Annotated in this window: 22 protein-coding genes and 1 pseudogene; 12 read left to right on the top strand and 11 right to left on the bottom strand. The window is 39.5% G+C overall.

The features are described 5' to 3' along the window. Both tnpA and AACV01_RS05040 read left to right on the top strand, forming a co-directional pair. A partial coding sequence (gene tnpA / locus AACV01_RS05045) for an IS200/IS605 family transposase (RefSeq protein WP_124740997.1) occupies positions 1-335 on the top strand: 335 nt, incomplete at its 5' end. Between the two features lie 472 nt (positions 336-807). Beyond that, positions 808-1,143, top strand: a complete 336-nt coding sequence (locus AACV01_RS05040; protein ID WP_004245134.1) for a zinc ribbon domain-containing protein YjdM — start codon at positions 808-810, stop codon at positions 1,141-1,143. An 85-nt stretch (positions 1,144-1,228) separates the two neighbouring features. Here AACV01_RS05040 and thiL read toward each other — a convergent pair whose 3' ends face one another. The 10 genes from thiL to queA all read right to left on the bottom strand — a co-directional run bounded on the left by thiL (position 1,229) and on the right by queA (position 10,880). After that, entirely contained in the window at positions 1,229-2,209 is a 981-nt protein-coding gene (thiL, locus tag AACV01_RS05035; protein ID WP_004252576.1) for a thiamine-phosphate kinase, read from the bottom strand. A 93-nt stretch (positions 2,210-2,302) separates the two neighbouring features. After that, positions 2,303-2,716 carry a transcription antitermination factor NusB gene (nusB, locus tag AACV01_RS05030; protein WP_004245136.1) on the bottom strand — a complete coding sequence of 138 codons (414 nt, stop codon included), beginning with the start codon at positions 2,714-2,716 and terminating at the stop codon, positions 2,303-2,305. A 28-nt stretch (positions 2,717-2,744) separates the two neighbouring features. Then, complete coding sequence (ribH, locus tag AACV01_RS05025; protein WP_004245137.1) at positions 2,745-3,215, bottom strand: 6,7-dimethyl-8-ribityllumazine synthase; 471 nt, start codon at positions 3,213-3,215, stop codon at positions 2,745-2,747. A gap of 212 nt (positions 3,216-3,427) precedes the next feature. After that, positions 3,428-4,585 carry a bifunctional diaminohydroxyphosphoribosylaminopyrimidine deaminase/5-amino-6-(5-phosphoribosylamino)uracil reductase RibD gene (ribD, locus tag AACV01_RS05020; protein WP_161682515.1) on the bottom strand — a complete coding sequence of 386 codons (1,158 nt, stop codon included), beginning with the start codon at positions 4,583-4,585 and terminating at the stop codon, positions 3,428-3,430. Positions 4,586-4,633: 48 nt separating this feature from the next. Next, the gene (gene nrdR, locus AACV01_RS05015) at positions 4,634-5,083 is read right to left on the bottom strand and encodes a transcriptional regulator NrdR (RefSeq protein WP_004245139.1); all 450 of its coding nucleotides are present in this window, start codon (positions 5,081-5,083) and stop codon (positions 4,634-4,636) included. Positions 5,084-5,201: 118 nt separating this feature from the next. Then, positions 5,202-6,170, bottom strand: a complete 969-nt coding sequence (gene secF / locus AACV01_RS05010) for a protein translocase subunit SecF (RefSeq protein ID WP_004247209.1) — start codon at positions 6,168-6,170, stop codon at positions 5,202-5,204. Between the two features lie 10 nt (positions 6,171-6,180). After that, positions 6,181-8,028, bottom strand: a complete 1,848-nt coding sequence (secD, locus tag AACV01_RS05005; RefSeq protein WP_012367466.1) for a protein translocase subunit SecD — start codon at positions 8,026-8,028, stop codon at positions 6,181-6,183. 32 nt (positions 8,029-8,060) lie between these two features. Beyond that, positions 8,061-8,396 (bottom strand): preprotein translocase subunit YajC, encoded by a 336-nt coding sequence (gene yajC, locus AACV01_RS05000; protein WP_004245142.1) that lies wholly within the window; start codon positions 8,394-8,396, stop codon positions 8,061-8,063. Positions 8,397-8,482: 86 nt separating this feature from the next. Next, entirely contained in the window at positions 8,483-9,625 is a 1,143-nt protein-coding gene (gene tgt / locus AACV01_RS04995) for a tRNA guanosine(34) transglycosylase Tgt (protein ID WP_004245143.1), read from the bottom strand. Positions 9,626-9,806: 181 nt separating this feature from the next. Next, positions 9,807-10,880, bottom strand: coding sequence for a tRNA preQ1(34) S-adenosylmethionine ribosyltransferase-isomerase QueA (queA, locus tag AACV01_RS04990; protein ID WP_004245144.1), 1,074 nt, complete (start codon positions 10,878-10,880; stop codon positions 9,807-9,809). A gap of 107 nt (positions 10,881-10,987) precedes the next feature. On the opposite strand from queA, the gene AACV01_RS04985 reads away from it, so the two are divergent. The 9 genes from AACV01_RS04985 (at position 10,988) to ydhT (ending at position 21,296) form a co-directional block, all read left to right on the top strand. Next, entirely contained in the window at positions 10,988-11,575 is a 588-nt protein-coding gene (locus AACV01_RS04985) for an acyl carrier protein phosphodiesterase (protein WP_004245145.1), read from the top strand. A gap of 410 nt (positions 11,576-11,985) precedes the next feature. Then, positions 11,986-12,588, top strand: coding sequence for a peroxiredoxin C (locus tag AACV01_RS04980; protein ID WP_004247207.1), 603 nt, complete (start codon positions 11,986-11,988; stop codon positions 12,586-12,588). Between the two features lie 302 nt (positions 12,589-12,890). Then, positions 12,891-14,651, top strand: coding sequence for a gamma-glutamyltransferase (gene ggt, locus AACV01_RS04975; RefSeq protein ID WP_161682513.1), 1,761 nt, complete (start codon positions 12,891-12,893; stop codon positions 14,649-14,651). Between the two features lie 614 nt (positions 14,652-15,265). Further along, on the top strand, positions 15,266-15,895 hold the full coding sequence (locus AACV01_RS04970; protein WP_004245149.1) for a ferredoxin-like protein: 630 nt from the start codon (positions 15,266-15,268) through the stop codon (positions 15,893-15,895). Between the two features lie 52 nt (positions 15,896-15,947). Then, positions 15,948-18,050: an aldehyde ferredoxin oxidoreductase gene (locus AACV01_RS04965; protein ID WP_004245150.1), complete on the top strand. Its 2,103-nt coding sequence runs from the start codon at positions 15,948-15,950 to the stop codon at positions 18,048-18,050. An 18-nt stretch (positions 18,051-18,068) separates the two neighbouring features. Continuing rightward, entirely contained in the window at positions 18,069-18,782 is a 714-nt protein-coding gene (locus tag AACV01_RS04960; RefSeq protein WP_004247204.1) for a YdhW family putative oxidoreductase system protein, read from the top strand. A gap of 66 nt (positions 18,783-18,848) precedes the next feature. Continuing rightward, positions 18,849-19,520, top strand: coding sequence for a 4Fe-4S dicluster domain-containing protein (locus tag AACV01_RS04955; protein ID WP_004247203.1), 672 nt, complete (start codon positions 18,849-18,851; stop codon positions 19,518-19,520). After that, positions 19,517-20,314, top strand: coding sequence for a thiosulfate reductase cytochrome B subunit (phsC, locus tag AACV01_RS04950; protein ID WP_004245153.1), 798 nt, complete (start codon positions 19,517-19,519; stop codon positions 20,312-20,314). Before AACV01_RS04955 ends, phsC begins: the two co-directional genes overlap by 4 nt. 7 nt (positions 20,315-20,321) lie before the next feature. Continuing rightward, the gene (gene ydhT, locus AACV01_RS04945; protein ID WP_017628261.1) at positions 20,322-21,296 is read left to right on the top strand and encodes a protein YdhT; all 975 of its coding nucleotides are present in this window, start codon (positions 20,322-20,324) and stop codon (positions 21,294-21,296) included. A 178-nt stretch (positions 21,297-21,474) separates the two neighbouring features. Here the strand turns inward: ydhT and AACV01_RS04940 are convergent, their stop codons facing one another. Beyond that, positions 21,475-21,957, bottom strand: a complete 483-nt coding sequence (locus AACV01_RS04940) for a DUF943 family protein (protein ID WP_004245155.1) — start codon at positions 21,955-21,957, stop codon at positions 21,475-21,477. A 659-nt stretch (positions 21,958-22,616) separates the two neighbouring features. Between AACV01_RS04940 and AACV01_RS04935 the strand changes: the two are divergent. Further along, positions 22,617-23,140 (top strand): annotated as a pseudogene (locus tag AACV01_RS04935) (hypothetical protein); the annotation flags it as partial.

Here is a 23,140-nt window from a genome sequence, read left to right as displayed (position 1 = left end):
GGCGAAAAATATTTGATCAGGATGCAATTGAAAAATTGCGAGGCTACTTTGCCAGTGTTTGTGCTGATTTTGATGTTGAACTGGTTGAAATGGATGGGGAACGGGATCACGTTCATTTACTGATTAATTACCCGCCAAAACTGGCGATATCTAATCTGGTTAACAGCCTTAAAGGGGTGTCGAGTCGATTACTTCGACGTGATCGTCCTGATATTGCCCAACGTGATTACTACAAGGGGGTTCTTTGGTCGCCAAGTTATTTCGCGGGGAGTTGTGGTGGCGCACCAATATCCATTATCCGCCAGTACATTGAGCAACAGGAAACACCTAGTTAGTTAAAAAACCGCGCCTTATATCCCCGACCTGAAGGACGGGATTTTACGGTGCTTTGGATAAATTTTATAAAATAATAACAAGAAGATTAACACTATTATTACTGATACTCTCTTTTAAAGAGAGAGTAGTTATTTTATCTAAGAAAACAAAATAAATAATTATAAAATCAATAAGTTAATTTATGTTTTTAAATGATATTATTTCTTATTATTTTGTGTATTACCTTCTATATTTAATCTACTTTTTCTCATCTTTTATCCAATAATCCATGAAAGATGCAAAACTCTATCAGATCTATTATACTCTTATTCTTTCGCATTATCTGTGGCAATACTATTTTTGGTCATTTGGGTCATCATATTAGACTTTTTACGCTGAAACGATAATGTGTCCTTTTGTTTATCGGGCAAGTGTTATCCTCTTTGTGACGATTAATCACTTCCCATTTTGAAAAAATTTGAGAGTATTATTATGTCATTACCTTCTTGTCCTAAATGCAACTCAGAGTATACCTATGAAGATGGGGCAATGTATGTCTGCCCTGAATGTGCCCACGAATGGAACGATGCTGAGCCAACAACTGATAGCGATGAGCTGATTGTTAAAGATGCCCATGGTAATTTATTAGCCGATGGGGATTCAGTGACAGTCATTAAAGATCTAAAAGTAAAAGGTAGCTCAACGCCACTCAAAATTGGTACAAAAGTTAAAGGGATACGTTTAGTGGAAGGCGATCATAATATTGATTGTAAAATTGATGGCTTTGGACAAATGAAATTAAAATCTGAATTTGTGAAGAAAAGCTAATCTTGAATTATCATTAAAATGATTAATAACATTATTTTGATTTCAGAGGCGCTCATTAAGCGCCTTTTGTTTATAGCGATATGATTTATTTATTATCACCAAAGTGATCAAACCCTTTCAGATTAGGGTGCACTTCTTTACCTTCACGTAAATAACGTATACCTTCTGCAATTGGCATAATTTGCCCTATGCAATGAAAGTCAGCTCCCGTATGGGCTAAAGCAATATCTAAAGCCCCACGATTTATTTCAGGCACGGTAAAGCATAGTTCATAGTCTTCGCCCCCACTTAATGCCCAAATTTCAGCTTGCTCTTTACTCACCTGTGATTTCATTGCTGTAGAATAAGGTAACGCATCTAAGTTAATACGAGCACCACAACCACTTGCCGTTAAAATATGGTTTAGATCTGAAATAAGACCATCAGAAATATCAATAGCTGCACTTGCTAAAGATCTTAATGCTTGCCCCTGTAAAAGACGAGGCTGCGGACGCAAATGCCTAGTAATAAAATAGTCTCGGCTTTCTGGTTGACTAGGTTGTAATCTATTTTGTAAAACCGCGAGTCCTGCCGCGCTATCACCTAAAAAGCCTGTAACATAGATCCAGTCACCAATTTTCGCCCCAGAGCGTAATAGTGCCATACCTTGAGGAACTAAACCTTGTATTGTGATGGTTAAGCTCAATGGCCCTTTGGTTGTATCCCCACCAATCAATTGAATAGAATAATACTCTGCTAATGCAAATAGAGAGCGACTAAAGGCTTCAAGCCAATCATTATCGACTTTTGGCAATGTTAAAGCTAATGAAGCCCAAGCAGGATCTGCCCCCACCGCGGCTAAGTCACTAATATTGACCGCTAATGCTTTATACGCTAAATCTTCAGGGGAAATGGTTGGCAGGAAGTGTATTCCACTGACTAAGGTATCAGTACTAATTGCCACTTGTTGCTTTTCAGGTACAGTCAATATTGCACAGTCATCCCCAATTCCCGTACTCACATCTTTGCGTTTAACTGGCTGAGAAGTGAAATATTGTTTAATGAGGGAGAATTCACCACAAGGCATTATCAATTTCCTATGAAGCAATGCTTATTAAATAAAAGGCCGGAGTAACCGGCCTTGGATTATTAATTTACCATAGAGGAAACGTGAAGAACGTTATTTTTTACGTACAGTTGGTGCAGCTTTATCTAACACGCCATTGACAAATTTATGGCTGTCATCAGCACCAAACACCTTAGCCAATTCAATCGCTTCGTTAATGGCTACTTTATAAGGAACATCTTCACGGAAGCTGAGTTCAAACATAGCTAAACGTAAAATCGCTTTTTCAACTTGGCCTAGCTCTTCCAGTTGACGTGATAAATAAGGCTCCATCGCCTTATCTAAACGTGCTGCATTGATTGCAACACCCACTAAAAGCTCACGGAAATAAGCAATATCTACACCTTGGGTATCCTGCTCGGATAAAAACTCCAATTCCACATCCGCGATGTCATTTCCGGATAATTGCCATGAGTAGATAGCTTGTACAGCACACTCACGAGCACGACGACGAGCAGCAGGTTTCACAAAATTCCCCTTTAGTTAAAACAGATGATTAGCCTTTAATGGCTTTAAGTACATTGATCATTTCAAGTGCTGTCATTGCAGCTTCAGCACCTTTATTGCCCGCTTTAGTACCAGCTCGTTCAATTGCCTGCTCAATGCTTTCAGTGGTTAATACACCAAAAGTCACAGGGATCTCACTTTGCATTGCAACATGAGAAAGGCCAGAGCTGCATTCGCCAGCAACGTATTCAAAATGTGCGGTTCCACCACGGATAACAGTGCCTAACGCGATAACTGCATCATATTTGTCGCTTTCTGCTAATGCTTTTACAGTTAATGGCAACTCATAAGCGCCAGGAACCCAAACGACGGTAATATTTTCTGAGGAAACTTGTCCGATACGCTCAAGTGCATCAACGGCACCTTCTAACAAGCTATCATTAATAAAATTATTAAAACGGGCAATTGCAATCGCTACACGTGCGTTTGGCGCCGCGACAACACCTTTGATTACGTTCATAGGTTACCTTTTTCTCCTATCCGCGGGGCGCGGATTTTATCACATTCTTTCCTTTACTGCGCTCAGTTTTATGATAACACAGCAAAGGAGCCAAAAATCCTTGATAAATCAAGGTAGTTAGTTGGCTGATAACAATGTCGTAACGACAGGGAATAACACACACGGCGCTATTTTACTACAAATAGCGCCATAGACACACATATTTGCATCTATTAATAACGAGGTTTTAAACAAACGCGGATATCAGGGCCGATTTGTTGAAGAGAATCTATTGTAAATTCAGGAGCTTCAGATAATGACGACAGTGGTGAAATGGATAATAAACCTCGAGCATCATTGCCTAAAATTTTCGGAGCAATATAAATGATAAGCTCATCAACAAGACCAAGCTCTAATAGTGCGCCAGCAAAATGTGCGCCACTCTCAACCCATACACTATTAATATTGCGTTTACCTAACTGCATCATTAATAACACTAAATCGACACTACTATTTTTGCCATTAGTAGGAAGCAAAATTTCTGAGACATCACCTTGCCAAGCTTTTTGCTGAGAGTGAGTCCGAGCAAGCAAGCACTCACCTGCAAGTTGTGTAATTTTATAGTCGGGAGTTACCCTATTTTGGCTATCGGTAATAATGCGAATAGGCTGGCGCAATGACTCTAGTGGATAAATCGCTTTTATCTCATCGGATAATGCTTCCCAACGCACATTCATTGCAGGATCATCGGCTAAAACAGTGGCACTCGTTGTTAAAATAGCACTAGCTTGCGCGCGAAAGTTTTGCACATCTTGTCGCGAAGCGTTAGAGGTTATCCATTGACTTTCCCCTGATGCTAATGCCGTTTTACCGTCTAAAGAGGCGGCCAGTTTTAATTGAATATAAGGAAACCCTGTTCTCATACGTTTAAAAAAGCCGATATTCAATTTTTCAGCTTCTTGCATTAATACGCCATGAGAAACATCAATACCTGCAGCGACTAATTTATGTAAACCACGTCCTGCCACTTGAGGATTGGGATCTTGCATTGCAGCAACAACACGTTTTACCCCGGCGTTGATTAAAGCATCAGCACAAGGAGGCGTTTTACCAAAGTGGCTACATGGCTCAAGCGTAACATAGACGGTAGCACCTTTGGCATTTTCACCCGCCATATTTAATGCATTCACTTCGGCATGTGGACCACCTGCATGATGGTGATAACCTTCACCTATAATCTTCCCTTCTTTCACAATCACGCATCCCACATTTGGGTTAGGTGATGTTGTAAAACGTCCTAATGCAGCTAACTCTATCGCTCGACGCATATAGGTTTCATCATTAGCTGGCTCATTGCCCGTAAGATTGTTGCTGTTGTTAATTGTCATCATAGATTTATTATTTATCGTTATTTTCAAATAGTCGTGTGAAGCGAATGATTAATCTTGTAATTTTGCAATTTCTTCGCCAAAATCGCGCACATCTTCAAAACTGCGATAAACCGAAGCAAAACGGATATAAGCAACTTTATCCAGTTTCTTTAGTTGTTCCATAACAAAATTACCGATCTGTTTGGAAGGTATCTCTCTTTCGCCCGTTGCCCTTAATTGTGATTTGATATGATTAATAGCAGCTTCAACATCATCAGAACTCACAGGGCGTTTTTCTAATGCTTTGAGCATTCCTCTACGTAGCTTTTCTTCATCAAAAGGCTCACGGATTTCATCACTTTTCACAACACGAGGCATCACAAGCTCTGCGACTTCAAAGGTAGTAAAGCGCTCATGGCAAACAAGGCATTGACGACGACGGCGCACTTGTGAGCCATCACCAACAAGTCTCGAATCAATTACTTTGGTATCTACGGCTGTGCAAAATGGACAATGCATAGTTATTCCTACTGTTGACAAAACTCCTAAACAGTGTACCTGTTCAGTGAACAAAAAACACCCTGTCAGTCATTAACTGGCAGGGTGTTTGCGATGTTTATGTCAGAAAAACGCTCTATTAAGGTAAGAGTGTTGTCTGATCTGCACCCTCTTTTTCCACTTTTTGAACAATCAGGTGTTCGCGTTTCATGCCCATTTTCAGTGCTAATGCAGAAGCCACATAAATAGATGAAACAGTACCGAATGAAACACCGATTAACATCACTAAAGAGAAGCCTTTAAGCATTGAACCACCAAAGATATAGAGCATCAACACAACTAATAATGTTGTTGCTGATGTCATGATGGTACGGCTTAATGTCTGTGTTAATGAAACGTTCATGATCTCATAAGAGGTACCACGACGAATTTTACGGAAATTCTCACGAATACGATCTGATACCACGATACTATCGTTCAAGGAATAACCGATAACAGACATCAATGACGCCACAATGGTTAAATCAACTTCAATTTGGAAGAGTGATAAAATACCCAAAGTGATCACCACGTCATGGGCAAGTGAAATAACAGCCCCTAATGCTAGACGCCACTCAAAACGGAATCCAACATAGATCAGAATACAGATAAGTGCAGAAAGTAACGCCATTGCCCCTGTTTGAGCCAATTCACTCCCGACACTTGGCCCAACAAATTCAATACGTTTGACTGTTGCATCATTATCAATTTCAACATTGATAATATCGATGACTTTCTTACCTAATTCTTGACCAGCCTGTCCTTCAACAGGAGGCATACGCACCATAATATCGCGGCTGCTACCAAAGTTTTGTAACAGAGGATCTTTATAGCCGGCGGCTGCCAAGCTATCACGCATTTTATCTAGATCGGCCGGTTGACTGAGATTGATCTCAATAACCGTTCCTCCAGTAAAATCTAATCCCCAGTTAAATCCTTTCACGGAAATGATAGCAATAGATGCTACCAAAAGCAGAAACGAAATAGTAAAGGCGACGTTGTCCCAACGCATAAAGTCAATGACTTTACGACCATGGTTTAATTGTTCAACAGTATAATCCTGTGCCACAACGTGCTCCTTAAATAGACAGTTTCTTGATGCGTTTACCGCCATACAGCAGGTTTACAATCGCACGTGTACCCACAATAGCGGTAAACATGGATGTCGCAACCCCGATAGCAGTTGTGATAGCAAACCCTTTAATGGAGCCAGTACCGACTGCATAAAGGATCACGGCAGTAATTAACGTGGTTAAGTTCGCATCAATAATACTGGAGAAGGCACCTTTATAACCTTCATGGATAGCTTGTTGTACTGAGCGACCATTACGTAACTCTTCTTTAATACGCTCGTTGATCAGTACGTTAGCATCGACCGCAACCGCAAGGGTTAAGACAATACCCGCAATACCAGGCATGGTTAACGTTGCACCGGGTAATAATGACATGACCCCCACAATTAACACCAAGTTTGCTAATAGCGCCGTACTCGCGATCACACCAAATTTACGATAATAAATAATCATAAAGGCAACAGAGGCTATCAGACCCCATAAACAAGCTTCTAAACCTTGAGTTATGTTCTGAAGACCTAATGTTGGCCCAATGGTTCTCTCTTCAACGATTTGAATAGGTGCAATCAATGCTCCAGCACGTAATAACAGAGATAATTGACGTGCTTCATTCGCATTAGAGATACCAGTAATGCGGAAGTTATTACCTAAACGGGTTTGAATATTAGCCACGTTAATAACTTCTTCATTTTTTACCAAAATTGCGCGATCGTTTTCATCACGTTTACCGCTGTCTTTATACTCTACAAAAAGAGTAGCCATCGGTTTACCGACGTTATCTTTGGTAAAGTTAGACATAATAGAGCCACCAGCACTATCAAGTGAAATACTTACTTGAGGCTGGCCGTACTCATCGGCTTGTGACGTTGAATCGGTAATATGGTCACCCGTCAATACAACACGTTTATAAAGAATGGTTGGTCTACCATCTCGAGTGTATTTCACTTCTGAGTCACCCGGGATGCGTCCTGTTTCTAAGGCGGAAGGATCAACATTAGTATTCACTAAACGGAATTCTAATGTTGCTGTTGCACCTAGGATTTCTTTCGCACGAGCCGTATCTTGAATACCCGGTAATTCAACAACAATGCGGTCAGCACCTTGGCGTTGAACTAATGGCTCAGCAACCCCTAATTGGTTGACACGGTTACGTAGGATGGTGATATTTTGTTGTACCGCATAAGTACGCGCATCACGTAAACGCTCGTCGGTAAAAATAGCTTTTAACGAGTTATTATCCCCATTTCTAAAAATGAGATCTTGGTTACGACGCGCAAGATAATCTGATGCTTTAGAACGGTCATCAGCGTTGCGGAAACGGATTTCAACACCATAATTATCCGTTTTGCGGATAGAAGAATATGGAATGCCTTCGTCACGTAATAAAGTACGTAAACTATCAACATTTTGTTCTTGAAGTTTACCTAACGCGGTTTCCATATCAACTTCCATTAAGAAGTGAACACCACCACGTAAGTCTAACCCTAATTTCATCGGCTCACCGCCAATGGCTTCTAACCATTTTGGCGTAGCTGGTGCAAGGTTAAGTGCAACAACGAACTTGTCACCTAACGCAGGTAACAACGCTTCACGGGCACGTAACTGAATGTCAGGGTTACTGAAACGAGCCAAAATCGCACCATTTTCAAGGGCGATTGATTTCGCTTCAATTTTTTCTTTATCTAATAAAGATCGAACTTGATCCAGTGTTTGCTCATTGGCGGCGGTTCCCCGCGCGCCAGTGATTTGAACAGCCGGATCCTCACCATATAGGTTAGGAAGTGCGTAAAGCAGACCGATGAGGATAGCGAATATCAACATCAGATACTTCCACAAAGGATAACGGTTTAGCACGGCAGTTCCCTTTTCCCTTTGGGGAAATCAAATTAAATAGCTTTCATTGTGCCTTTTGGTAATACAGCGGCAACAAAGTCACGTTTGATAGTTACTTCAGTTGTTTCATTCAGAGCAACAACGATATAGCCGTTATCTGAAACTTTAACAACGCGGCCGATTAAACCACCAGTAGTTAACACTTCATCACCTTTACCGATAGATTCCATCAGTTTACGGTGTTCTTTAGTACGTTTTTGCTGAGGACGTAGGATCATAAAATAGAAAATTAAAATAAAGATCACTAACATCGGTAAAATAGACATAAAGCTTGCTTCAGGTGCTGCTTGTCCAGCAGAAGCAACAGCATCAGAAATGAAAAAACTCATTCACTTTTTCCTCATTGTTGTCGATATCGACGATACTCAAGTTATAAGCCCAATATCATACACAGAATTGGGCTTTCTCGTATACATTAATCGCACTTACTCGCACTGCTATTTAGCGGTGGAACTGGTTTACCAATACGTTCGTAGAACTCATGCACGAAATCTTCGAAACGTGACTCATCAATTGCTTGACGAATTTCAGCCATTAGACGCTGATAATAGCGTAAATTATGGATGGTATTCAGCCTTGCACCTAAAATTTCGTTACAGCGATCAAGATGATGTAGGTAAGCGCGACTATAATTTTTACAGGTGTAGCAATCACAATGTTCATCCAGAGTTGATGTATCTGAACGATGTTTAGCATTACGAATTTTAATGACACCATTTGTTACAAACAGATGTCCATTACGTGCATTTCGTGTTGGCATCACACAGTCAAACATATCGATACCACGACGAACACCTTCAACTAAATCTTCAGGTTTACCTACACCCATTAAATAACGAGGTTTATCCGCAGGGATTTGTGGACAAACATGTTCTAAAATACGGTGCATATCTTCTTTAGGTTCACCAACAGCTAGGCCCCCAACAGCGTAACCGTCAAAGCCGATTTCCACTAGCCCTTTCACTGAGATATCACGTAAATCTTCGTAAACGCCGCCTTGAATAATACCGAATAATGCATTTTTGTTGTTTAATTCATCAAAGCGTTGACGACTACGTTTAGCCCAGCGTAATGACATCTCCATGGAATTTTTAGCATAATCCCAATCTGATGGATATGGCGTACACTCATCGAAGATCATCACAATATCTGATCCAAGATCATACTGAATTTCCATTGATTTTTCTGGGCTTAAGAAAATCTTTTCACCATTAATTGGGTTACGGAAATGCACACCTTCTTCTTTAATTTTACGCATTGCGCCTAAACTAAAGACTTGGAAACCACCTGAATCGGTTAAAATTGGCCCTTTCCACTGCATAAAGTCATGCAAATCACCGTGTAATTTCATGATCTCTTGACCAGGACGTAACCATAAATGGAAAGTATTGCCTAAAAGGATTTGTGCACCTGTGGCTTCAACTTCTTCAGGTGTCATCCCTTTAACTGTACCGTATGTCCCTACTGGCATAAATGCAGGTGTTTCAACGACACCGCGTTCAAACTTAAGACGACCACGACGGGCATGACCATCTGTTTTATCTAATTCGTATTTCACTCATCCTCCAAGCATCAGAAAAACAGTCCAATGCATAATAAAAACAGCACATTCTAATCATTTGTTAGACGGCTGTATATGTTACATCAACAAAAGCTGTGCTTAGTCAAAGAGATCAAGCAGCAAAATTGACATAACCGGTCATAAAATGAAAAAAAACGTTAAAAAATAGAATAAAGCCCTACTCTTCACCCACTTTTTCATTGATAGCTAAAGGATTACGCGTAATAAACATCGCATCACCATAACTGAAAAAACGATATTTTTGCTCAACCGCTACGTTATAAGCATTCATGGTATTTTTATAACCAGCAAATGCGGAAACCAGCATAATTAAGGTTGATTCTGGCAAATGGAAGTTAGTTATCAAAGCATCAATAACTTGATATTGGTAACCTGGATAAATAAAAATTTGCGTATCATCAAAAAAAGGGGCTATTAATGCATCTTTGGCTGCTTTAGCCGCACTCTCTAAAGAGCGAACAGATGTTGTACCCACGGCAATCACCCGATTACCTCGTGCCTTACAAGCGAGCACGGCATCTACCACCTCTTGAGGGACTTCAGCATACTCGGAATGCATAGTGTGTTCTTCGATATTATCCACACGAACAGGCTGGAAAGTGCCAGCACCAACATGCAAAGTGACAAAGGCCATCTCAACGCCTTTGTTACGTAACGCTTCTAATAACGGCTCATCAAAATGCAATCCGGCTGTGGGTGCAGCTACTGCACCGGGACGCTCATTATAGACCGTTTGATAAAGCTCTTTATCGGATCTTTCATCTGGACGATCAATATAAGGAGGAAGAGGCATATGACCGATACTATTTAAAATAGTCAGCACATCTCTTTCATCATCAAAACGGATTTCAAATAGTGTATCATGGCGTGCAATCATGGTTGCTTGTACACTTTCGTCTTCCCCTAAAATCAGTGATGCGCCCTCTTTGGGTGACTTTGATGCACGAACATGGGCTAACACACGATGTTCATCTAGCATACGCTCCACTAATACTTCTATCTTGCCACCGGAGGCTTTACGACCATAAATACGCGCGGGGATCACTCTAGTATTATTAAATACAAGTAAATCACCGGCATTGAGTTTATCTAATACATCCGTAAAGACACCGTGAGATAAATTGCCCGTTTTCCCCTCTAGGGATAATAATCGGCACCCACTACGTTGGGGGTGAGGATAATGAGCAATTAAGGACTCAGGCAGGTCAAATCTAAAATCGGATACACGCATAATTAAACGACTACTTTCATAAAAAACAGGCGCACTAGTCTAGTGCTGCATGTTAATCAGTGCAACAAAGAAGCACTTTTTTATTTAAAAAGCGCTATGATAGTACAATGAACTATCTTGCTCACTTACACCTCGCCTTTAGAGCGAAAAGCTCCTTATTAGGCAATATGATGGCGGACTATGTAAAAGGTACGCCGAGTAACGATTACAGCCAAGCGGTAATTGACGGCATTCGCATGCATAGGCGTATTGATGTGCTGACTGATACTCATCCATTAGTTAAACAAGCTCGACAACTTTTTCCGAATGAATACCGCCGCGTTGCACCCATTACTTTGGATATATTTTGGGATCATTTTCTCTCACTACATTGGGATAAATTTGAACCTGACATACCGCTCTTGGAATTTGTTACTTATGTGCGCAATACCATTGAACCGGATTTATGGCGAACTCCGGAAAAATTTCAAGAGCTCAATGAATATTTATGGCCCCAAGCGTGGTTGACTCGTTATGCTGATAAAACTTATATAGCACAGACGTTAAAAGGCATGGCAAAAAGAAGACCGCGTTTAAGTGCGCTTGCAGGCTCTTATATTGCACTAGAAACGCATTATAAAGAGTTAAGTGAGATTTTTTGGCAATTTTATCCACAATTGTTAGAAAGAGCACAACATCATCAGCTGGATGACTGATACATTAAGGCTCTTTTTATTCATCTGTTTGTCATGGTTAAGCATTACATTGAATCGAGCAAACAGAGACTACGTCAATTTATCTTTTTATTGGTAACGATCCGTTAACAAGCGTAGTATTCATTTATAAAGTTGATTAGAATAGATAGTTATACAAGGAGTCATAAATAAGTCATTTTTGTTGTATAAAATTCATCGTTATAACCTATCAAATAGATTGTTCTGTATGATTTTATCAATAACGATTGATTATTTATGCTGTATACATCATTTAAAAACAGGGCATCACCCTAAATTTAAAAACAGGGTATCCCCTAAATTTACTCTAAATAGTTCGAGTGAACGCAGTCAACAACGCGACAACTTGAAATATGACGAGTATAAACTCTTTCAATTTACAGGAGTACATTATGGTTCTGGTTACTCGCAAAGCCCCAGATTTCACAGCAGCTGCTGTTTTAGGTAACGGTGAAATTGTTAATGATTTCAACCTGCATTCATTTATCAAAGGCAAACCTGCGGTTATTTTCTTCTGGCCAATGGACTTCACTTTTGTTTGCCCTTCAGAACTGATTGCATTTGATCACCGTTTTGAAGAGTTCCAAAAACGTGGTGTTGAAATCATCGGCGTTTCTATGGACTCAGAATTCGTACATAACGCATGGCGTAAAACAGCTATCGATGATGGCGGTATTGGTGAAGTAAGATACCCAATGGTTGCTGATATCAAACACGATATCATTAAAGCATACGGTATCGAACATCCAGAAGCGGGTGTTGCACTACGTGGTTCATTCCTGATCGACAAAGAAGGTGTCGTTCGTCACCAAGTGGTAAACGACCTGCCATTAGGCCGTAATATTGACGAAATGATCCGTATGGTTGATGCACTACAATTCCACGAAGAGCACGGTGATGTTTGCCCTGCACAATGGGAAAAAGGCCAAGAAGGTATGGGCGCATCTCCAGACGGTGTTGCTAAATATCTGAAAGCGAACTCAGGCAAACTGTAATATTCCAGTAAGCTAAACAAATATTTGCTAAAAGCCTGTGAAAACAGGCTTTTTTATTAATACTCCATCTATTCTTTTGTCTTTCAACTCAATTTATTAAGATTACTATTTGTACATAACATTATTATTTATTCGCTTAAAGATGATTTTGTGATCATCTCTTCAAAAAAAATTCTCGTCATTAATAACTTCTCTCTATACTTATTGTTACGTAATTGTTAACCACATTAATACTAGCGTATACACACCTACTTTCACTTATCTCTATTGAAACTAACCCACTGTTATTAATGGATATAATCATGATTACTATAAAAAAAACGCACCTGCTGTTACTTACCACACTTTTTTCACCTGCACTCTATGCCGCCTATGAGCCAGCGGTTGAAGCACAACAAGGTATGGTGGTCTCTTCACAACATTTAGCCTCACAAGTAGGAAAAGATATTTTGCAAAAAGGAGGGAATGCCATTGATGCAGCTGTTGCTGTTGGCTATGCACAAGCTGTGGTAAATGCTTGTTGTGGAAATATTGGCGGTGGTGGTTTTATGACTATACACCTTGCTGATGGCACCAATACCTTTATTAATTTTCGAGAAACGGCGCCTACGGCAGCGTCTAAAAATATGTATTTAGATAAAGACGGTAACTTGATTAAAGAGGCAAGCCTATACGGCTATCTTGCCTCAGGGGTGCCGGGTACAGTGAAAGGACTTGATGCTGCATTAGAAAAATATGGCACACTTTCACGCCAAGAAGTGATGGCTCCCGCTATTAAACTCGCCAGAGAAGGCTATATTTTAACCCGTGCTGATACTGACGTATTAGACACCACCACAGAGCGATTTAAACAAGATCCTGAATCAGCAAAAATTTTCTTAAAGCCTGATGGAACACCATGGCAGCCTGGCGATCGTCTCATTCAAACGGACTTAGCTAATACGCTTGAACTTATCTCCAACCAAGGTGCTGATGCTTTCTATCAAGGGGAAATCCCTAAAAAAGTAGAACAAGCTTCAAAACAGCATAATGGGTTATTAACCAAAGACGATTTTGCGAACTTCACTATTACCGAAACACCTCCCATTACCTGTACTTATCGAGGTTATGAATTTATCTCTGCTCCTCCTCCCAGTTCAGGAGGCGTCACTATTTGCCAAACACTGAATATTTTAGAAGGCTACGATCTGAAATCGATGGGTTTTAACTCTGCCGAATATGTTCACACGCTCACAGAAGCTATGCGTCATGCTTATATGGATAGAAACACCTTTCTTGGCGATCCGCAATTTATAAACAATCCAACAGAAAAGTTATTAAGTAAAACCTACGCCGCAGAGCTTCGCCAACAAATTACACCGAATAAAGCCACCCCATCAGAAAAGGTACAACCCGGTATTGCACCTCATGAAAGCCCTGAAACCACCCATTATTCGGTGATTGATAAAGATGGTAATGCCGTTTCAACCACTTACACCATCAATGGTCGTTTTGGTGCTGTCGTTATCGCCCCGGGGACTGGCTTTTTCCTCAATAATGAGATGGATGATTTTACAACTAAAGTTGGCGAGAAAAATCTTTATGGCTTAGTACAAGGTGAACGAAATAGTATTGCCCCATTAAAACGTCCACTGTCCTCAATGAGTCCAACCATTGTGACTAAAGATGGCAAACCCTTTCTTGTATTAGGCTCACCGGGAGGCTCTCGTATTATCTCAATCACCTTACAAACGGCACTTAATATTATTGAGTTTGGTATGTCCCCCCAAGAAGCCGTCAATAGCCCCCGAATTCATCATCAATGGCTACCTGATGAGGTTTATTATGAACAACGAGGATTATCAAAAGATACCTTAGAAAAACTTTCTGCCATGGGATATAAAATGGTCGAACAAACGCCATGGGGCGCGGCTGAATTGATTATGGTCGGCCTTCCAGGAGAACAAGGAGTGATCCCTGCTTCGTCAGGTAATGATTCTGCTGTTTCAGGGGCGATACGCGAAGGTTATCTTTACGGTTCAAATGATGTTCGACGTCCAGCAGGTAAAGCCGTGGGCTACTAACCATAAAATCATATAATACCATTGGAAAAAGAAACCTTCTCTTTATTAGACAAGGTTTCTTTTTTTATGAAAATGATCTCGTCACTGTTTTACAATTTATTAATATCTTTTTTTATTAATAATAATCAAGATTCATTTTTCATTAAATAAATAATTAATATTAAATATCAATTCATCATTAAAACAATAATTTCAAACGTAATATAAGAACAAATATCTTTATATTCTATTTAAATAATAGAATATATATAAACAATATTAATTATCCTTCGTAATTACAGATAAGAACAATAATCACTTAATTTAATTTTTTAACTAACGATAATTAATTTTATTTCTATGATTGCAGTCACAGAATAAATTTTTCAATAACCACAATATCATAACGGTTAATGAAAAATACGTAAAAACCGAATGTAACATATTGTAAATACAAATATTTAACAATTCACCACAAGCTATTTTCAGTAATAAAAAGTGTTGATAACTATTATATCTATTCTAAACCAATCGTTATTATATTTTATATACAACGAAAAACAAGTAGAGAAAAGAACACATTTATCATCACAAATTATTTCTTATTTAAATTAGTTAAGCGGAGATAAATATTAATGTCTGATACACATCATCGTCCTATATTAGATATTGGACTATCAAGACTAGAGTTTCTGCGAATATCCGGTAAAGGGCTGGCAGGGATCACCATAGCACCCGCACTACTTTCTCTTTTAGGTTGTAAGCAAGAAGAAATAGACAGTGGCGTTATTCAACTGACAACCACACCTAAAGGTGTATTAGTGACTAATCGTGCCCGTTGCACTGGCTGTCATCGTTGTGAAACAGCATGTACAACATGGAATGATGGTAGCGTTGGCTCTTTCTTCTCCCGTACTAAAATCCATCGTCATTTCTATTTTGGTGATAAAGGCATTGGCTCTGGAGGGGGCTTATATGGCGACTTAAACTTTACCACTGATACTTGTCGCCAATGCAAAACACCCGAGTGTATGAACGTCTGCCCAGTAAAAGCTATCCGTTATCAAGAAGAGTTTGGCTGTATTGTCGTTGATACTCGTCGTTGTATCGGCTGTGCCGCTTGTACAACAGCTTGCCCGTGGATGATGGCAACCGTCAATCCACAAACGAAAAAATCCGGTAAATGTAATTTATGTGGTGAATGCGCTTCAGCATGCCCAACAGGGGCATTGCACATTATTGAATGGAAAGAAATTACCGTTTGATTTTTCTTAGCAATCACCTCATTGACCCCTCTTTAGATTAGGAAGCAATATTATGATTAACGGCTGGACTGGCAATATACTAAGAATTAATTTAACTACCGGTGCCATCTCTCGCGAAAGCTCAAGCCAATACAAATCCTTAATTGGTGGTATGGGCTTTGGCTACAAAATTATGTATGAAGAAGTTGCACCCGGTGTAAAACCTTTTGATGAAGAAAACAAAGTGGTATTTGCGGTAGGCCCGCTAACAGGATCAGGCGCACCCTGTAGCTCTCGCGTCAATATCACCTCTCTTTCAACCTTTACTCGCGGTAATTTAGTGGTTGATGCCCATATGGGAGGCTTTTTTGCCGCATGGATGAAATTTGCCGGCTATGATGCGTTGATCATTGAAGGTCAGGCAGATAACCCCGTGTGGATCCATATTGATGATGACCAAGTTTCCATTGAAGATGCCTCTTTTTTATGGGGAAAAGGAACTCGTCAAACAACAGAAGAACTTTGTGCTCAAACAAGCCCTGAAGCGTGTGTTGCTGCTATTGGCCCTGCAGGTGAAAACCTTGTCCCTCTTTCAGGACTTATCAATAGTCGTAACCACAGTGGTGGTGCTGGAATTGGTGCCGTACTTGGTGCTAAAAAATTAAAAGCGATTGTGGTTGAAGGAAGCCGTGGCGTTAATGTTGCCGATCGTAAAGCGTTAAAAGAGCTTAACGACTATATGATGACACAACTCATTGGCGCAAATAATAATCACGTCGTACCAAGTACCCCGCAATCTTGGGCAGAGTATTCACATCCGGGTTCACGCTGGACTGCACGTAAAGGGCTTTATTGGGGAGCGGCTGAAGGTGGCCCCATTGAAACAGGGGAGATCCCACCGGGCAATGCCAATACTGTCGGCTTTAGAACCATGAAATCAACCTTCGATCTTGGCCCTGAAGCAGAACAATACACGGTAAAAATGGGGGGATGCCACTCATGCCCTATTCGCTGTATGTCACAACTTAATGTCCCGCAAGCGAAAAAATTTGGCGTACCTCAAACAGGCGGAAACACTTGTGTCGCCAACTTTGTTCATACCACCATTTTCCCTAATGGCCCGAAAGATATTGAGAAAAAAGGCGATGCCAATGTTGTTGGTAATCTTGTCGGCCTCAATATTTTTGATGATATGGGCTTATGGTGCAACTACGGTCAGCTTCATCGTGACTTTACTTATTGCTATACCCACGGAGTTTTTAAACGCGTTCTTTCTGAAGAAGAGTATAACGATATTCCTTGGGATAAACTTGAAGAAGGTGATCCCGCATTTATCAAAGATTTCTATTACCGCTTAGCCCATCGTAAAGGTGAATTTAGTCACCTTGCTGATGGCTCTTATTTAATTGCACAACGCTGGAATTTAGGTGAGGAATATTGGGGTAATAAGAAAAATAAACTTTGGTCACCGATGGGTTTCCCTATTCACCATGCAAATGAAGCTTCTGCTCAAGTAGGCTCCATCGTCAACTGTATGTTTAACCGCGATGCGATGACACATACTCATATCAACTATATCGGTAGTGGTTTACCGCTAAAATTACAAAAAGAGATTGCAGGTGAACTATTTGGCTCTGGTGATGCTTTTGATGAAACCAAAAACTACACGCCGATTAATAAAGCAAAAATTGCCTATACCAAATGGACCATTTTGCGTAGTTGCCTACATGATGCCGTGACATTATGTAACTGGGTATGGCCAATGACCGTATCACCTCATAAAAGCCGCAACTATCGTGGCGATTTAGATATGGAAGCAAAATTTTTCACTGCCATTACCGGTGAACCAACCACTTCTCAAGATCTTGATTTAGCCTCAGAACGCATCTTCACTTTACATCGTGCTTACACGGTTAAGTTAATGAACACAATGGATATGCGTAATGAGCATGACCAAATCTGTTCATGGGTATTTGATAAAGATCCTGATATTCCTGTCTTTACGGAAGGGACAGACAAAATGGATAGAGAAGATATGCAACTCTCTCTCACCCTATTTTATGAAGAAATGGGCTGGGATCCACAATTAGGCTGTCCAACAAAAGCAACTTTAGTACGCCTTGGATTACAAGATGTTGCTGACGATTTAGCATCACGTGGCTTATTACCCAATTAATAGGTAAAGGAGATCATGATGAATAAACAGAATGCATCAGCCTCTATACCACCTGATATTGCTCATGATGCTGATATTACTTTAGAACAACCGGATATTTCTCTTCGTCGTTGGCTATTGCCGTTATCAGAGAGAGGTATTGGGCATGGTACTCACACCTTAACGGATACCACAGAAGAGCAAATTGAAGATATCGCGCAATTATCGGCTGAACAACACCTAGCCAATGCAATCCGTCAATGTTCAAAAGAAGGTGAACTATTAGCTATTTCCACGCTGTATGATGCGCCTTATTCACTCTCTGAAGAAGAGGTAATGCAATTAAGAGTCGCGTTGAAAGAGGACACTTTCGTTGATATTACTTATTTAACACATAATGGTGAAGATTATTTCTATTCTGACACTGTTATGTCAGATAACTATGCACAATTACAGCTTCTCAATAGATATACCGATATTTGTACTGCCATTGCAGGTTTAGTTCGCTTTGAATGCGAAACCTACCCTCGTCCATTGAAGCAAAGCATGTTGATGTCGGAGCCTTTTTATTACACCGCTGCAGAAATAGACGATGCATTGACGCTGATGAAAACTCACCCTGATTTTCAAGATATTCAGCAAATATTCGCCTCTAACAATGCCCCTTACCTATTTAGTAGCACCCTAATGAGTTATGGCAAGGCGAGAGGGTTAACAGAATGGCTGGAGGTAGAACAATATGAAAATCCTTAATGCTCTACCCTGTCGACGAAATGTTCTGTGGGTATTACAACAGCATCAGATTGAGGAGCAAAAATAATGCGTGTTTCTCGCCGTAAATTTGTAGCAGGTATAGGTACTGTGATCTTTTTCAGTGCGCCACTGGGTAGTGCCTTAGCGGCAGCCACAGATAAAAAACCGATACGCTATGCCATGATCCATGACGAAACACGCTGTAATGGCTGTAATATTTGTGCCACAGCGTGCCGTCGATTAAATAAAGTACCAACCGGAATGGCGCGAATGGATATTGCACACATTCCATTAAGCTTAAAAGAAGATAACGATAAGTACCATTTTTTTAGACACTCATGTCAGCAGTGTGAAGATGCTCCTTGTATCTCGGTTTGTCCTACGGGCGCATCTTGGCGCGATGAAAGCAATGGTATTGTTCGCGTTAATAAAGAGAAATGTATTGGCTGTAGTTATTGCATATCAGCCTGTCCTTACCAAGTTCGTTATCTTAATCCCGTAACACATGTTGCTGATAAATGTGACTTTTGTCTTGAGTCTCGATTACAAAAAGGGTTCCCACCGATTTGTGTCAGCGCTTGCCCACAAAACGCCCTACTCTTTGGTAGAGAAGATAGCCCACAAATTCAGCAATGGCTAAAAACACATGACTACTATCTCTATCAACTTGATGGAGTAGGAAAACCGCATCTTTATCGACGTGTTGGACCTCATGTACAAGGGGGAGATAACGTATGAGTGCAATAAATATCATGCCAAATGCAGCACAATTTCAAGCCTCACTCAAACAGTATGTCTTAATCTATACACCGGACTATTTGCCACTTTGGTTAATTGTTGCCGGCGTATTATTTGTCGGCATGCTACTTGTACTCGCACTTCATGGTTTTTTACGTTACCGCTTCGCCACACCCCATGGAGAGCATCATCAAGAAGAGAAACTCTATCTTTACTCAAAAGCGGTACGTTTATGGCATTGGAGTAATGCAACTTTATTTATCTTACTCCTTCTCAGTGGCGGGATTAACCATTTCGCCCTACTCTCGGCACATGACACGGCGTTACTCGTCAATGTGCATGAAATTTGTGGTTATCTACTCTTAGTATGCTGGTTGTCCTTTGTGTTAATTAATCTTGTTGGTGGCAATGGTAAATTTTACCGTATTGACAGTAAAAACTGGTTGCAACGAGTATTAATGCAAACACGTTTTTATCTTTACGGCATTATTAAAGGGGAAGATCATCCTTTTCCAGCCACTCCCAAGGTTAAATTTAATCCACTGCAACAAATGGCTTATTTAGGTGTGATGTATGCATTAGTACCATTACTTTTAATCACTGGGATCTTACTGCAAAATCCCATGTTTATCCCTGCTGATGCTGTGCTATTTAAAGCTTGGTTATTAATAATTCACCAAATACTAGCCGTGTGTAGTGTCTTTTTTATCTTTGGTCACCTTTACCTGTGTACCACCGGAAGAACGCCATTCCAAACCTTTCGCAGTATGGTTGACGGCTACCATAGACACTAATAAATAGATGGATCAAGGAGCTTATATGTCAGTCCCTTCACAGGAAAATATCACACTAACCAAAGAAGACTTACGCCAACTGCATGTTTCAAGTTCACTTTATCGTTGGTTTTTGCGTTATTTTCCCCATGGAGGTACTTACCGTGCTATCCATAATGAATTGATAAAACAACGTCAAACACAATGGATAGAAAGCTTAATTCAATATATTTATCTGCGTCATTTTAGTCAGTCCTCTTTTGCCAAACAGGAACAAGAAGTGATAGAAAACATCTTGTCCCTGTTAGGCAATGAAAAACAAACCGGTGTGACATTACAACGTTTACCCTATCACCAACCGCAATCTAGCGACGAAAACATCCAGTTTTCCACCGAATGGCATCAACTGATTGTCAAAAGCCAACAATTTAACACCGCCCTTGCATTATGTGGTCGTGATAATATTGTCGCCTTTTCCGGTGATGAAAACAGTATTGCTAACACTGGTTATAGTAACCAATTAATCAACAGCGGATTTGCTGGAAAGATCAGTAATACGGCAGATCAATGTCGTATTGGTAGCTTAGGAGGACGCTCTCGTATTTGTAATAGTGGCAACGATGTTAAAATTTACGCTTCTGGCCAAGGGGCGCATATTGCCAATAGTGGCATAAGAAACTTTATTAATGCGACTCAATCCCGTACAAAAGTCACCAATACTGGTGATTTAGCACATATTACTGTTACTGGCGATAACGCCATTGCTATCAACACAGGTGATAACTGCACACTCTCTGTATCTGGGGATAACAGCGTGTGTATCTCAACAGGGCATCTTCAGCAATTTTGCTTAGGAAAAGGCGGTAGTGCTGTGATTGCCTATCACGATGGAAAACGCACCCGCTTTAACGTTTTCTATGAAGGTGAAGATAATATTGAGGCCGGCATTCACTACTACTTAGATGAAAAACAGCGCCCTGTTGCAATGGATAATATTACTTAACTCAATAATTAATAAAAAATTCTCATAGAAGCTATTGGGCAAACATGGAGACGAAACACGATAACTTCGCATTGTTTCACAAAGATTTAGAGTTATATTTTATATTTTTGATATAAACAGCAAAATATATTTTTAAGCATAAAATGTGAATAAGCTATTATCACCACTTGTGACCAAGTTATGCATTAGGGACTACTGTGATAGTTGTATTAGCATCCTTGTCTTTCTTTATAAAAGAACCATTTTTATCTTTAATATATGCAGAATTACCTATCCTAATTTCCTCTTCATTTAAAGAATACATTATTGACATCACTTTATCTTTTTCTATACATTTTTTGTTACTTTTAATTTCAGTAAAACATAATCGATCGTATTTTCCTTCTTCTAAATATCCATCACCGTAATTCCATATAGAAATCAAAAATAAACTATTTTTATTCTTAAATAAATCATACTTTTTATCTAAAACATCTTGATTGTTTTTCCACCATATTATTTTTCCATAATCAGTTATCGGAAAATCCTCAACCAGAATAGAGGTGGTATACGTATCTTTATGTACTCCCATAACTTTAACGGGAATAAAAAACTCATACACTACAAAAAAAATAAAAGATAGCAAAAATATGATTATTGTTATTTTATATTTAAAAGCCATTATTTTGGACTCCGAATTTTTATATTAATAGTTGCTATTATAATATATTATAATTATTTCACTCGGTAAGGAATCACTTTGAGTTATTGTGCTGGCATTCACCTGAGCATAATTAAAAATTGATGCATTAGTTAAAACAACAGTCATATATTTTTCTTGTGAACTAAAATGGTCAATAAAACAATATTAGCACAGCATAAGATTAAGCAATAAACATTTTTCACTGTATTAAAGAAAAATTATGTGTACTTTCAATCTATAGGTCAACCTAGTCAATATTTATGTGTTACATAGAGAACTTTAATACTCATTGTGGACAATTTCACGTACAATCGAGTATTATAAAACTCTCAACCTAACACATAATATTAGTGAATTTATAGATTATGCAAAAAATGATATCTATGCAGAGCGGATAAAAAAAGCAAATATTATCTTTCTCTGCCTCGTCGCACAATATTTAGATAGTTTAAACTGCTTTCAAGACGAATTCAGACCAAAGTCATTTGGGCAACTTAAATTTTCTTTGCTTACTTTATGGAGCTTTGATTTATCACCTACTGAGCAGATCATCTTAAAAGGAAAATAGCACCACTACGTTACCGAAACGGCAACCCCGACGATAAAATATATGGCTGTATTGATGAGGAGGGCACGGAATGACCCGTTTACGCACTGTATCAAAACACCCAGAGCAATTAGAAACCACACCATTAATTGCGGAAAGTCATCACTACGATGATCCTTTGGAGCCTCAAAAACTGGTATTTTTAGAGGCGGTCAATCAACAGCGTTGTGTGATTAACTCACCACAGCGCAATAGCCAACTCACCAATACAATACCCTTTTTTATCGTGCTTCTAGTAATGACTTTTTATACTCTGTTTGGGTTTATAGATAATCATCTAGGTAAGAAAACATCTATGGAACAGATGTCTAAATACTTAGAGGAAAAATATAGTTATTTATCTGAGGATAAGAGGAAAAATAATAGATCTGTTGTTCTATATTCACCATTTTTTAATAAAGAAAAAATTAGCTGGTGGGAGTATATAAAAGCGTATAACTCCGGTGAATTTTTTATTGATAGCCAATATGAAAAGTACCTCGTCATTGGCTGGTTAATTTTTTTCCCCGGTTTTTTATGGCTATTTGGCTATCTCTCTTTCTTTACGCCTCCTGT

The sequence above is a fragment of the Proteus sp. G2609 genome, assembly GCF_963896135.1.
Lineage (GTDB): Bacteria > Pseudomonadota > Gammaproteobacteria > Enterobacterales > Enterobacteriaceae > Proteus > Proteus mirabilis.
This window is presented reverse-complemented; position numbering and strand designations above follow the sequence as displayed.